This is a genomic window from Streptococcus mitis, from assembly GCF_902159415.1.
Classification (GTDB): Bacteria; Bacillota; Bacilli; order Lactobacillales; family Streptococcaceae; genus Streptococcus; species Streptococcus mitis_BG.
Genome location: NZ_CABGJU010000001.1, coordinates 132,696 through 146,419, shown reverse-complemented (window position 1 = coordinate 146,419; position 13,724 = coordinate 132,696). Strand labels below are relative to the sequence as shown.

12 protein-coding genes and 1 pseudogene are annotated in these 13,724 nt (G+C 39.5%); 6 read left to right on the top strand and 7 right to left on the bottom strand.

What is annotated here, in order from left to right:
- Nucleotides 1–46 precede the first annotated feature (46 nt).
- The 4 genes and pseudogenes from FN031_RS00710 to FN031_RS00695 form a co-directional block, all read right to left on the bottom strand.
- Nucleotides 47–820: pseudogene (locus tag FN031_RS00710) on the bottom strand (HAD hydrolase family protein).
- Nucleotides 821–824: 4 nt separating this feature from the next.
- On the bottom strand, nt 825–1,682 hold the full coding sequence (locus FN031_RS00705; RefSeq protein WP_312847904.1) for a bifunctional methylenetetrahydrofolate dehydrogenase/methenyltetrahydrofolate cyclohydrolase: 858 nt from the start codon (nt 1,680–1,682) through the stop codon (nt 825–827).
- A 525-nt stretch (nt 1,683–2,207) separates the two neighbouring features.
- Nucleotides 2,208–2,942 carry an amino acid ABC transporter ATP-binding protein gene (locus tag FN031_RS00700; protein ID WP_142556750.1) on the bottom strand — a complete coding sequence of 245 codons (735 nt, stop codon included), beginning with the start codon at nt 2,940–2,942 and terminating at the stop codon, nt 2,208–2,210.
- Entirely contained in the window at nt 2,942–3,625 is a 684-nt protein-coding gene (locus FN031_RS00695; protein ID WP_142556748.1) for an amino acid ABC transporter permease, read from the bottom strand. The genes FN031_RS00700 and FN031_RS00695 overlap by 1 nt, the downstream gene beginning before the upstream one ends.
- 199 nt (nt 3,626–3,824) lie before the next feature.
- Here FN031_RS00695 and FN031_RS00690 point away from each other — a divergent pair, with 199 nt between their 5' ends.
- The 5 genes from FN031_RS00690 (at nt 3,825) to FN031_RS00670 (ending at nt 8,361) form a co-directional block, all read left to right on the top strand.
- Nucleotides 3,825–4,055 carry a DUF1797 family protein gene (locus tag FN031_RS00690; RefSeq protein WP_004253825.1) on the top strand — a complete coding sequence of 77 codons (231 nt, stop codon included), beginning with the start codon at nt 3,825–3,827 and terminating at the stop codon, nt 4,053–4,055.
- Nucleotides 4,056–4,296: 241 nt separating this feature from the next.
- Complete coding sequence (locus FN031_RS00685) at nt 4,297–6,561, top strand: ATP-dependent Clp protease ATP-binding subunit (protein WP_142556746.1); 2,265 nt, start codon at nt 4,297–4,299, stop codon at nt 6,559–6,561.
- An 84-nt stretch (nt 6,562–6,645) separates the two neighbouring features.
- Nucleotides 6,646–7,095 (top strand): NUDIX hydrolase, encoded by a 450-nt coding sequence (locus tag FN031_RS00680; RefSeq protein WP_142556744.1) that lies wholly within the window; start codon nt 6,646–6,648, stop codon nt 7,093–7,095.
- Between the two features lie 63 nt (nt 7,096–7,158).
- Nucleotides 7,159–7,458: a DUF1827 family protein gene (locus FN031_RS00675; RefSeq protein WP_142556742.1), complete on the top strand. Its 300-nt coding sequence runs from the start codon at nt 7,159–7,161 to the stop codon at nt 7,456–7,458.
- A 270-nt stretch (nt 7,459–7,728) separates the two neighbouring features.
- Nucleotides 7,729–8,361, top strand: a complete 633-nt coding sequence (locus FN031_RS00670) for a GNAT family N-acetyltransferase (protein WP_142556740.1) — start codon at nt 7,729–7,731, stop codon at nt 8,359–8,361.
- A 44-nt stretch (nt 8,362–8,405) separates the two neighbouring features.
- Here the strand turns inward: FN031_RS00670 and metK are convergent, their stop codons facing one another.
- Nucleotides 8,406–9,596: a methionine adenosyltransferase gene (metK, locus tag FN031_RS00665; protein ID WP_142556738.1), complete on the bottom strand. Its 1,191-nt coding sequence runs from the start codon at nt 9,594–9,596 to the stop codon at nt 8,406–8,408.
- Nucleotides 9,597–9,832: 236 nt separating this feature from the next.
- The gene (locus FN031_RS00660) at nt 9,833–10,531 is read right to left on the bottom strand and encodes a GntR family transcriptional regulator (protein WP_024054207.1); all 699 of its coding nucleotides are present in this window, start codon (nt 10,529–10,531) and stop codon (nt 9,833–9,835) included.
- A 140-nt stretch (nt 10,532–10,671) separates the two neighbouring features.
- Between FN031_RS00660 and guaA the strand changes: the two genes are divergently transcribed.
- Nucleotides 10,672–12,234: a glutamine-hydrolyzing GMP synthase gene (guaA, locus tag FN031_RS00655; protein ID WP_142556736.1), complete on the top strand. Its 1,563-nt coding sequence runs from the start codon at nt 10,672–10,674 to the stop codon at nt 12,232–12,234.
- A gap of 134 nt (nt 12,235–12,368) precedes the next feature.
- Here guaA and FN031_RS00650 read toward each other — a convergent pair whose 3' ends face one another.
- Nucleotides 12,369–13,712, bottom strand: a complete 1,344-nt coding sequence (locus FN031_RS00650; protein WP_142556734.1) for a DEAD/DEAH box helicase — start codon at nt 13,710–13,712, stop codon at nt 12,369–12,371.
- Nucleotides 13,713–13,724: the final 12 nt, after the last annotated feature.

Genomic DNA, 13,724 nt, shown 5'->3' with positions numbered 1-13,724 from the left:
CTCTCACTCCATTATACTATAAAAGGAGGTTCAAACCTCCTTCTATCTATTTTCCCTTAAATTCCGCAAAGGTCTGTAAGATTTTAGCTGCTACTGCTGGAGAAGGTTCTCCTTTTAGCTCTAACGTTTCATCTGTATATGGACTAAGACCAGCAAAATCGCCTATCTGGACAGAGTAGAGAGATGTTTTAAACAGCTCAATATCATTTTGGTCATTGCCAAAAGCAATGAAGTTCTCTCCACATAACTTTTCAACAGTTGTCGCCTTATGAGTGTCCAAGGGATTAACATAAAGGCACTTTTCATGCGCATGATAGGAGAGATGAGCCTGTCCCAGTCTTTCTAGCTGACCAAGCAGATCATCAAGCAAATCCTCATGGTCTCCCATATAAACGACTACCTTAATCGGAGTCCCTAAGTCCTCGAGTTTCTGATGACGAGCCACCTTTAGGGGATCCACACTGGAGAAAAATGGAATCTTCTCAATAATCTGACCACTGTAGTCAAAGCAATCGTCCACAAAGAAAGGGAGATTATAGGTCTGGCAATAATCTACTAGCGCCAGATAAACTCTAACATCGAGATTTCTCTCATAGATGGCTTTCCCTAGATAATAAGCCACGCCTCCATTCAAACCTATGACCAAGCGCTGACTGAGTTTAGGGCCTAATAAACCCTAGCAATCTCGATAAGAGCGAGCTGAGGCAAATACAAGCTCATGACCATAATCTTCAGCTTTTAAAAGAACCTGCTGAATCTCCTCATCTATGGTCATGTAGTCAAAAGATAGCGTTCCATCCAGGTCAAATACGAATTTCATCTTCCTAGTCCTTGTTCAGTGTACGAAGCGCTGCCTGATAAGTCTGTTCCATTAGCATGGTAATGGTCATAGGTCCAACTCCACCAGGTACAGGGGTGATATGACTAGCAATTGGTGCAACGGCATCATAGTCAACATCTCCACAAAGCTTGCCATTTTCATCTCGGTTCATCCCTACATCAATGACAACTGCACCTGGTTTGACAAAGTCAGTAGTCACAAACTTGGCGCGACCGATAGCTACGACCAAAATATCGGCTTTAGAAGCTACTTGGGCTAGATTATGGGTGCGAGAGTGGGTCAAGGTTACAGTTGCATTCTGGTCTAAAAGAAGCTGGGCCATCGGCTTCCCAACAATATTAGAACGACCAATAACGACCGCATTTTTTCCTTCTAGCTCAATCCCATACTCACGGAACATCTCCATAATGCCAGCTGGTGTTGATGGAATCATGACTGGGTGACCAGACCAGAGACGACCCATATTGAGTGGATGGAAACCATCCACATCCTTTTCAGGGGCAATAGCCAATAAAACAGCTTCTTCATCGATATGTTTTGGTAAAGGCAACTGAACCAGAATCCCATGCCAAGCTGGATCCTGATTGTAGTTGGCAATCAAATCCAGCAATTCTTCTTGGGTAATGGTCTCAGGAACACGAACGACTTCACTACGGAAACCTGCTGCAATTGCTGAGCGTTCCTTGTTGCGAACGTAAACTTGGCTAGCAGAATTATCCCCTACTAAAATAACGACTAAGCCAGGCACCAAGCCTGTCTCTTCTTTTAGTTTAGTCGTTTTTTCAGCTAATTGACCTTGTAACTTTGCTGCCAAAGCCTTCCCATCAATAATCTGTGTCATGTATTTTCTCTTTTCTAACAAATATTTTCTATTATACCAAAAATTATCTGGAGCCTCTAACATTTTTTGGATAGCTCCTCTTATAGTTACAAGCTATAAGAAAACTCAATTAGAAGACCAGTCATTATCTTACTGGAAGATAACGGCCCTCTACAGAATAAAAATATTATTTTTGTTTATGCATTAAAAATAATGTATAATATAAGTAATGGAAGTCTTACAATAAAAGGAGGAAAGCCATGCCAATCTTTAATAAATATATACTATTTTTTATATTTCTGATACTAGCACTATACTCTGATAAGCTTTTCAAAAAGAACCAACAAGTTTGGAAAATTATTTTCGTAATATTAGGTGTACTTACAAGCATTGCCTTCTTATTTTAACTACAAAAAAGTAGGCATCAGCAAATGCTGATGCCTACTTTTTATTTATAACTTTAATCTAAACTAAGTAATGAAGTTTTGCTCTAACTTGTCGAACTATCCACCTAAAAAAGTCGAAATGGATATAATTTTACGACTCTTACAAAACCCTACTCAAGAATTCCTTGGTTCTTTGTTCTTGGGTCTCGTCAAAAATCTGCTCTGGACTTCCGTCTTCGACAACAATACCATCTGCCATAAAGATGACACGATCTGCGACTTCACGCGCAAACCCCATTTCATGCGTCACGATAACCATTGTCATTCCTGACTGAGCAAGTTCTTGCATTACTGCAAGTACTTCGCCTACCATTTCTGGGTCTAAAGCTGAAGTTGGCTCATCAAAGAGCAAAACATCTGGCTCCATGGCGAGACCACGCGCGATAGCAATCCGCTGTTGCTGACCACCTGACAAACTTTGCGGATAAGCATCTGCTTTATCAGGTAAGCCAACTTTTTCTAAAAGTTCTAGCGCTCTCTTCTCTGCTACTTGCTTGCTTTCTCCTTTGGTCTTAATAGGAGAAAGTGTGATATTACCCATGACCGTCATGTTTGGAAAGAGATTAAATTGTTGGAATACCATTCCCATTTTTTCACGCATGGCAAAGAGGTCATTTTTCTTATCCGTAATGTCGACACCTTCAAAGATGACTTTCCCTTTTGTAGCTTCTTCGAGGAGATTCATGGAACGAAGGAGGGTTGACTTACCGCTACCAGAAGGTCCGATAATGACCACAACTTCCCCTTTTTTAATTTCAAGATTGATTCCCTTTAAAACTTCATTCTTTCCAAAGCTTTTATGAAGATTTTCAATTTTTATAAGTGTTTCAGTCATTATTTCTTATCTCCTTGTCCCATACGATTTTCAAAAGCTTTCAAGGCTAATGTTAAGATAGAAGTCATAATCAAGTAATAAAAGGCCGCAAATAACAGTGGAGTCAAAGGTAGGTAAGTGGTTGTTGATACCGTAGTAGCTCCATTCCACAGCTCCATAACACCGATTGCCGACAAGAGCGAACTATCCTTAATAATAGTGATAAACTCATTACCCAAAGCTGGTAAGATATTCTTAACGGCCTGGGGTAAAATGACATAACGCATAGCCTTTCTCGGACGGATTCCTAGCGAATAGGCAGCTTCTAACTGGCCCTTTGGCACTGCATTGATCCCTGCACGAACTGTTTCCGAAACATAGGCACCACTATTCATTGAAATGATGATAATTCCTGGAATCAAGCGAGAGAGTTCGATTCCAAAAATGCCAAATTGAATAGTTGGAGCATCGATACTCATAAGAGCAAAAGCAATCATAATCTGTACCATCATGGGTGTTCCACGAAAAATCCAGATATAAAGGTTGGCCAACCAAACCAAGGGTTTAAATTTTGAACCTTGAGCGAAAGCTAGCAGCATTCCAATAATGGTCCCAAAAAAGACGACTAAAATAGAAATTAGCACAGTTACAAGAGCTCCGTAGTTAAAATAGGGTAAATACTTTGGTAAAAATGAAAAATTCATAGGTCTGCTTCTTTCTATTTTCTATCTCAAAAACTTGTATGAGTATAACATGTTTTGAATAAAAATTCAATGTTTTCTCTTCTATTTTCTGAAAAAAATCAAAAAGAAACAGAAATAGAGAGAAATCTTTGTTTTTTTCTAGTCAAGTAACTATGCTTTATGGTAAAATAGTAACGATAAGAAATGGAGGAGAATCATAATGGAATCACATTTGGTTAGAATCATCAATCGTCTCGAAGCAATGACAAAAGATGGTGGTAACTTAAAACGTAATTTTGAACGCGAAGGTGTCGTTGTGGCTGAAGTAGCCTTTAACCATGATGAAGAAAATGGCCCACTATTTACACTTCGTGATGTAGAAGCTCGTGAAACGTATACTTTTGATAGCATCGATTTGATTGCTATGGAAATCTACGAACTTCTATACTAATCTTTGAACTCGTAGTAGGATTTTAGTCCTACTCCTATGAACAAGAATCCTTTTTGTATTACAAATGGGATTTTTTCGTATCATCCAAATTTTATAATGCCAAAAACTTCAAGTAAAATGACCAAATTAATCTTTTTACTTGAATTGCCTTCCATTCATGATATAATTAGACTATACATATGTTTGACTATTTTTGACCTTATAAAAACTAGTTAAACCTAGAAAGAAATGAGGTAGTTGTATGCTCTGTCAAAACTGTAAAATCAATGACTCAACCATTCACCTTTATACAAATCTCAACGGGAAACAAAAGCAAATTGATCTTTGTCAAAACTGCTACAAAATTATTAAAACAGATCCCAATAATAGCTTATTTAAAGGGATTACGAATTTGAGTAATCGAGATTTCGATCCATTAAGGGACTTCTTTAATGACATTAGTAATTTCCAACCTACTTCTAATAACACTCCTCCGACTCAGTCAGGTGGAGGTTTTGGTGGTAATGGTAGCTTTGGTGGTAATGGTAGTTTTGGTTCCCCAAATCGTGGTCCAGCACAAACCCCTCCACCAAATAAAGAAAAAGGGCTTTTGGATGAGTATGGTATCAATGTGACAGAGATTGCTCGTCAAGGAAAGATTGACCCAGTTATTGGCCGTGACGAAGAAATCATTCGTGTTATTGAAATTCTCAACCGTAGAACTAAGAACAATCCTGTCCTTATCGGAGAACCTGGTGTCGGAAAAACTGCCGTTGTCGAAGGTCTAGCACAAAAAATAGTTGATGGGGATGTGCCGCATAAACTCCAAGGCAAAGAAGTTATCCGTTTGGATGTAGTGAGCCTTGTCCAAGGTACTGGTATTCGTGGTCAATTCGAAGAACGCATGCAAAAACTCATGGAGGAAATCCGGAAACGCGAGGATATTATCCTCTTTATCGACGAAATTCATGAAATTGTAGGTGCTGGTTCTGCTGGAGACGGTAATATGGATGCCGGAAACATCCTCAAACCTGCCCTTGCTCGTGGCGAACTTCAACTTGTTGGTGCTACTACTCTCAATGAATACCGCATCATTGAAAAAGATGCTGCTCTCGAACGACGCATGCAACCTGTTAAGGTTGATGAACCAACAGTGGAAGAAACTATTACTATCCTCAAAGGTATTCAAAAGAAATACGAAGATTATCACCACGTTCATTATACAGATAGTGCTATAGAAGCTGCTGCTACTCTTTCTAATCGTTATATCCAAGATCGGTTCTTACCAGACAAAGCCATCGACCTTCTGGATGAAGCTGGTTCTAAAATGAACTTAACGCTAAATTTTGTTGATCCTAAGGTTATTGACCAACGCCTAATCGAAGCCGAAAATCTCAAGGCTCAAGCTACTAGAGATGAAGACTTTGAAAAAGCCGCCTACTTCCGTGATCAGATTGCCAAATACAAAGAAATGCAAAAGACAAAAGTAACGGATCAGGATACTCCAATTATCAGCGAAAAAACAATTGAGCATATCATTGAACAAAAAACAAATATTCCGGTTGGTGACCTAAAAGAAAAAGAACAGTCTCAACTCATCAACTTAGCAGATGACCTCAAGGCTCATGTTATTGGCCAAGACGATGCTGTTGATAAATTGGCTAAAGCTATTCGTCGTAACCGGGTTGGTCTCGGTACTCCAAACCGTCCAATCGGCAGCTTCCTTTTCGTCGGTCCAACAGGAGTTGGTAAAACTGAACTTTCTAAACAATTGGCTATCGAACTCTTCGGATCAGCAGATAGCATGATTCGTTTTGATATGAGTGAATATATGGAGAAACATAGTGTTGCAAAACTAGTCGGTGCTCCTCCAGGATATGTCGGCTATGATGAAGCAGGACAACTGACTGAAAAAGTTCGTCGCAATCCTTATTCACTTATTCTACTAGACGAAGTAGAAAAAGCCCATCCTGATGTCATGCACATGTTCCTTCAGGTCTTAGATGACGGGCGCTTAACGGACGGCCAAGGTCGTACCGTTAGCTTTAAAGATGCTATCATTATTATGACCTCAAATGCTGGTACCGGTAAGGCAGAAGCAAGTGTCGGATTTGGTGCAGCTAGAGAGGGGCGTACAAATTCGGTACTAGGAGAACTGGGTAATTTCTTTAGCCCTGAATTCATGAACCGATTCGATGGTATTATCGAGTTCAAAGCCCTCAACAAGGAAAATCTTCTTCAAATCGTTGACCTTATGCTGGATGATGTCAACAAACGTCTTGCAAGTAACAATATCTCTTTAGAAGTTACTGATAAGGTCAAGGAAAAATTGGTCGATTTGGGCTATGATCCAAAAATGGGGGCTCGTCCACTCCGCAGGACTATCCAAGACTATATTGAAGATGCTATTACAGACTTCTACCTTGAAAATCCAACTGAAAAAGAGTTGAAAGCTGTCATGACCAGCAATGGAAAAATCATGATTAAATCCAAAAACAAGCTAGAAAAAGTTGAAGCAACTGACTAATACTAAAAAAAGAATGTTCTTACTTGACAGTAAGAACATTCTTTAATATGATAGAAAGAAAGCGCACTCATGAAGGAGAAATCTATGACAAATCCAACATTTGGAGAGAAAAAAGAAGGAGTTACTTACAAAACCAGATATGGTGTTTATGCAGTTATTGCAGATTCAAATAAGGAAAAAATTATCCTAGTTCAAGCTCCAAATGGCGCTTGGTTTCTACCAGGTGGTGAGATTGAAGAAGGTGAAGATCACTTAGAAGCTCTTCAACGTGAATTAATCGAGGAACTAGGTTTCACTGCTGAAATCGGTACTTATTATGGACAAGCTGATGAGTACTTCTACTCTAGTCATCGTGATACCCATTATTACAATCCTGCCTTCCTTTATGAAGCCACTTCTTACCAAGAGGTTCAAAAACCTTTGGAAGACTTCAATCATATCGCTTGGTTCCCAGTCGATGAAGCTATTTCGAAATTAAAAAGAGGCAGTCATAAATGGGCTATCCAAGCCTGGAAAAAGCAACACCAAATTTAGGTTAACTTTCCCAATTTTTCTAAAAAGTGTTATAATAGACATAGAATTACAGGAGGAATCCATATGAAGCTTATCAATACTACTAATTCACACTCTCGTCTTGTTAAAAATCAACTGGAAAGTACTGACGCAACTCTTGTGGAAGTTTATTCTGCAGGAAATACAGATGTTATCTTTACCCAAGCACCGCTTCATTATGAAATCCTCATTTCCAATAAACATAGAGCTATTCGTGAAAAAGAGATCGAAAAAATTCAAGAGTTTTTCTTGAATCGTAAGATTGATAAACAGATGATTGATGAGGCAAATATCAAAACACTTTATTCTGAGAAATTAATTGAAATCTCAATTCCAATAAAATAAACATAATAGCCATTTAAACTGCTCCCAAGATTATAATCTTGAGGGCTTTTTAATTTTCCGAAGTTTTTCTTATCTTGAAATATTATAGACTATAATGAGATATCTCTTTCCGCACTTCGTTAAGTTTGTGTCACTCCTCCAAAATTTGACTTTCAATCTAAATTCTAATAAAATAAAAATTAGTTATATTTTTTAGTAAAAATATGTCTAATTCGAAAATTATATTTTTTTTAGTTATAATAGTGTTAGAAATTTGATAAGGAGTTTAAGATGGAAAAAATTATCTACAGAGAAGCCAAACTAGATGAATACCAAAAAATTGGAAAAGTGTTGGCTGGTGCCTTTATGGACTACCCTTTCATGACCCTTATCAAAGACGATTTGAAGAAACCAGAATACTATCCTGCATTCTTAGAACTAATGGATAGCCTTCTGTCCAGACTCTATATCAAAGGAGAAACCTGTCTTGTCGCTGAACAAGACGGGGAAATAATGGCAGTTGCCCTTTTGCAACAGAAGGATTTTACCATTCTTTCCTATCTATTAAATGATGTCATCAAACTCTTCCGATACATCACGCCAAGAAAACTTTTAAAGTATCTTGATTTAGTTGAGCGCTCTGAACAGCACTTAAAAAAATCAGGAAACTTTGATTGGTATTTGATGATGTTAGGAGTAAACGCTTCTTGTCAAAACCAAGGAATCGGGAGTGCTTTTCTACAAGAAGGCGTTGAACCTTATCTTAAAGCCAAGGGATGCAAACGTTTAGGCCTAATTACTAGTATTGATAAGAACGTCTTCTTTTACAAAAAGAATAACTTTACTTTACTAGATTTTATGATGTTAGAATACGGAACAAAATCTATTGGAAACTGGGCTTTTGTAAAAATACTGGATAACTAATTTAAAACTAAAAAAGATTGGTCTAAGAACCAATCTTTTTTATGTTACTTAACTGCTTCTTTCAAGGCTTCTACCTTGTCCAAGCGTTCCCATGGAAAATCAATATCTGTACGTCCCATATGTCCATAAGCCGCTGTTTGACGGTAGATTGGACGTTTGAGGTCAAGCATTTGGATGATTCCTGCAGGACGAAGGTCAAAGATCTGACGCGCTGCTTTTTCAAGTTTACTTTCAGCTACTGTTCCTGTACCGAAAGTGTCGATACGGACAGATACAGGTTGAGCTACCCCAATCGCGTAAGCCAATTGCACTTCTGCTTTCTTAGCAAGACCTGCAGCAACAATGTTTTTAGCAATGTAGCGAGCTGCATAAGAAGCGGAACGGTCAACCTTAGTGGCATCCTTACCAGAGAAGGCACCACCACCATGACGTGAATAACCACCATAAGTATCTACGATGATCTTACGACCCGTCAAACCTGAGTCCCCTTGAGGACCTCCGATAACGAAACGACCAGTTGGATTGATGAAGAATTTAGTTTCATCGTCAAGATACGAAGCTGGAATCACTTCTTTGATGACCTTGTTAATCACGTCCTCATGGATTTGTTCATTAGTAACTTCTGGATCGTGTTGGGTTGAAATAACGACAGTGTCCACACGCACTGGTTGGTCATTTTCATCATATTCAACAGTAACTTGAGATTTAGCGTCTGGACGAAGGTAGCTAATTTCACCAGACTTACGTAGCTCTGCCAAGCGACGAACCAACTTGTGGCTGAGTGAGATTGGCAATGGCATGAGTTCTTCAGTTTCATCAACTGCAAAACCAAACATGAGACCTTGGTCTCCAGCTCCAATCAAATCAAGTGGATCTTGATCCGCATTCCCACGAACTTCTAAGGCTTCATTAACCCCTTGAGCGATATCTGGTGATTGTTCTACCAAGGATGGGTGAACTCCTACCGTCTCCGCTGAGAAACCGTACTCTGTATTGGTATAACCGATTTCTGCAATAGTATCACGAACCACTCGGTTAATATCGACATAAGCATTGGTTGAAATTTCACCGAAAACATGTACTGAACCAGTATAAACAGCTGTTTCAGCAGCAACGTGCGCCTCTGGATCTTGCTCTAAAATAGCATCCAAGATAGCATCAGAAATTTGGTCTGCAATCTTATCTGGATGCCCCTCAGATACAGATTCAGACGTGAATAATTTACGTTCTGACATAAAAATGTCCCCCCTTAAAAAATATTCGTTATAGAGTTACAAAGAACTGGTAGGAAGAGTATTTACAATCAATCCCACCACCTTATCGGGACCATATAACCTAACTATTATAACACGAATCTTTAAAAAATACTTGTATGATTACTATTTTTCTTACTAGGAAAATGTTTTCTAATCTTAACCAAATAAAAACTCTTAAAGTAGATGAGCTTCTACTTTAAGAGTGATGTTATAAATTAATTATTTTCTAGATAAAATTCAAACCGTTCTCCGACGTATTGGCTCTTTACATACTCAAAAGCCGTTCCGTCATCAAAGTATGAAACCTGGGTCAGGCCTAAAATCGCATGCCCTTTTTCAACTTCTAAATAATGAGCTATCTTTTCTTTTGCTAAACGCGCATATATAGTCTGGTGAGATTTACCAATTCGATAACCATGCTCTTGCAAAGTTTGAAAGAAGTGCTTGGTTACTTCTTCTTTTTTGAAATTTTTGATAAATTTCTCAGGAATCGACGCCACTTCATAGACAACAGGGACTTTGTCAGCATAGCGAACACGCTCCATACGAATGATGTTATCAGTTGGCAGTAAACCAAGTTTAGCCACTTCTTGCTCATTTGGAATGGTTCGACGATAAGAAATCAAGTGACTAGACGGAGTTTTCCCTTGAGCTTTAACAATCTCCGTAAAACTAGTTGTTCCACGCATTCTTTCCTGAACACGTGTGCTTGAAACAAAGGTCCCACTACCTACACGTCGTTCCAAAACTCCTTCTTCAACCAAAAGAGAGATTGCTTGACGTAAGGTCATGCGGCTAACGGCAAATTCTTCTGCTAAATCTCGCTCACTTGGAAGTCTTTCCCCAATTTTCCAACTTCCCTCATCAATGTCTTTCTTGATTTGGTCGTGGATTTTCATATAAGCTGGTAACATGCTTGATCACTTCTTTTCTTTATTTTTTCCATTGTACCCTATCTCATAGGGAAAAGTCAAACCGCACTTGTTTGGTTGGTAATTCTACCCCTTTTATGATAGAATATTCAAGAAGATATTTCTTTGAAGAAAGGGAAAAGATGAGCAACATTTCAACTGATTTGCAAGATGTCGAAAAGATCATCGTACTGGACTATGGTAGCCAGTACAACCAACTCATCTCACGTCGTATCCGTGAGATTGGTGTCTTTTCAGAACTAAAAAGTCACAAGATTTCGGCTGCTGAAGTACGTGCAATCAATCCTATCGGGATCGTACTTTCAGGTGGTCCAAACTCTGTTTACGAAGAAGGATCATTTGATATTGATCCAGAAATTTTTGAACTTGAAATTCCGATTTTGGGAATCTGCTATGGTATGCAGCTATTGACTCACAAGCTTGGAGGAAAAGTTGTTCCTGCAGGTGACGCTGGTAACCGTGAATACGGTCAATCAACATTGACTCACACAGAATCAGCTCTTTTTGCGGGTACTCCAGATGAGCAGCTTGTCTTGATGAGCCACGGGGATGCTGTTACAGAAATTCCTGCTGACTTTGTTCGTACTGGAACTTCTGCAGACTGTCCTTATGCATCTATTGAAAACCCTGATAAGAAAATTTACGGTATCCAATTCCACCCAGAAGTTCGCCACTCAGTTCACGGTTATGATATTTTGCGTAACTTTGCTTTGAATATCTGTGGTGCCAAAGGTGACTGGACTATGGATAACTTCATCGAGATGCAAATCAAACAAATCCGTGAAAAAGTTGGAGACAAACGTGTTCTTCTCGGACTTTCTGGTGGTGTTGACTCTTCTGTTGTTGGGGTTCTTCTCCAAAAAGCTATCGGTGATCAATTGATCTGTATCTTTGTAGACCACGGTCTTCTCCGTAAAGGGGAAGCTGACCAAGTTATGGATATGCTTGGTGGTAAGTTTGGTCTCAACATCGTTAAAGCAGACGCTGCCAAACGTTTCCTTGATAAATTGGCTGGTGTATCTGATCCTGAACAAAAACGGAAGATTATCGGTAACGAATTTGTCTATGTCTTTGACGATGAGGCAAGCAAACTAACAGATGTGAAATTCCTTGCTCAAGGGACACTCTATACAGACGTGATTGAGTCTGGTACGGATACTGCTCAAACCATCAAGTCTCACCACAACGTTGGTGGACTCCCAGAAGACATGCAGTTTGAACTGATCGAGCCACTCAACACTCTTTACAAGGACGAAGTTCGTGCCCTTGGTACTGAACTTGGTATGCCAGACCACATCGTATGGCGCCAACCATTCCCAGGACCAGGTCTTGCGATCCGTGTCATGGGTGAAATCACTGAAGAAAAACTAGAAACAGTTCGCGAATCAGACGCTATTCTTCGTGAAGAAATCGCTAAAGCTGGTCTTGACCGCGATATCTGGCAATACTTCACTGTTAACACTGGCGTTCGTTCAGTAGGTGTTATGGGCGACGGTCGTACTTACGACTACACCATCGCTATCCGTGCTATCACTTCGATCGATGGTATGACAGCTGACTTCGCTAAGATTCCTTGGGAAGTTCTCCAAAAAATCTCTGTTCGTATCGTAAATGAAGTTGACCACGTTAACCGCATCGTCTACGATATTACAAGTAAACCACCTGCAACTGTTGAGTGGGAATAGAGTTAATGAACTAAAAAAGCCTAGAAATCAATATTTCTAAGGCTTTTTGTATTGCTTTAACAACAATTTAACAACAAAAGTCTTAATTCCGTAATCAAAAAACAGCAAAACCACTTGGTTCTACTGTTTTATTTTTAAAATGTTTGGCGTTTAGCTTTGCGCTCTGCACGTCCTCGGGCACGACTTTCTGCTCGCTTAGTCTTCCGACGTTTTTCATCAACAGCCCACTGGATTTTCTTTTTATAGCCAGGCTTGATCTTTTTCTTTTTCTTTTTAACCAGACCAATCATCTCAGTATCAAGCTTATCCTGTCTCTTTTCACGGTTGGCACGACGGTCACGGTCATAAGTGTCTTGGAATTCTCCATCTTTAACCACCTTAGGTACAAACTTAATTCCTATTTTCTCCAATTCACGAATATCAGAGTCATCGCTTGGCTGATAAAGGGTAATGGCTGTCCCTGGTAGACCATTACGTCCAGTTCGTCCAACACGGTGAACAAAGAAGGACAAGTCCTGTGGAATGGCATCATTGATAACGTGGCTGACACCTTCGATATCAATCCCACGCGCCGCCAAGTCAGTTGCTACGATATACTCAAAATCAAGATTTTTCACCTGATTCATAATTCGTTTACGTTCACGAGGTGCAATATCCCCATGAATCTTAGCAACCTTCAAGCCTTGAGCTGTTAGGTAAGCATGCAATTCATCCGCACGAGTTTTTGTATTGACAAAAATCATGGCGAGATACGGCTGCATGACTTGAGTCAACTCATAAATCTGAGCGTTCTTGTCTCTACCCTTTGTCGAAATCAACCAGTTATCAATGGTATCAGAGATAACTGTCTTGGTCTTGATTTTCTCCATGACAGGATTGGACAGGTATTTTTTCAAAAATGGTTGTAGTTTTTGTGGGATAGTCGCTGAAAAGACCATAAACTGCAAGTCCTTAGGAAGACTTCCTGCAATCTTATCAACTGTTTCCAAGAATCCCATATCCAAGGTCATGTCAGCTTCATCGACTACAAAGGTCTTAGCTTTGTGAATGGCTAGGTCACCAGACTTGACCAAGTCATAAATACGACCTGGAGTTCCGATTACGATATGTGGTTGATTACTTGCTAATTTGTCAATCTGACGGGCCTTGTCTGTACCACCAACATAGTTCACAACACGAATCTCAACATCTGAATGTGCTGCGATCTGACGAGCAGCTTGGTAAATCTGTGTTGCTAATTCACGACTTGGAGCTGTGATAACCGCCTGCACACTGTCACTCTCTTCATCCAACTGTTGGAAAATTGGAAGCAAGAAGGTATGAGTCTTCCCTGAACCTGTTTTTGATTCACCAACCAAGTCTCGACCTGCCAAGACAATGGGAATCAACTTTTCCTGCACCTCAGTAGGAGTCGCAAACTTCAACTCCTCCAAGGCTTTTTCTATATAGTTTTTAAATTTAAATTGTGTAAATGACATAATTTCCTCGAT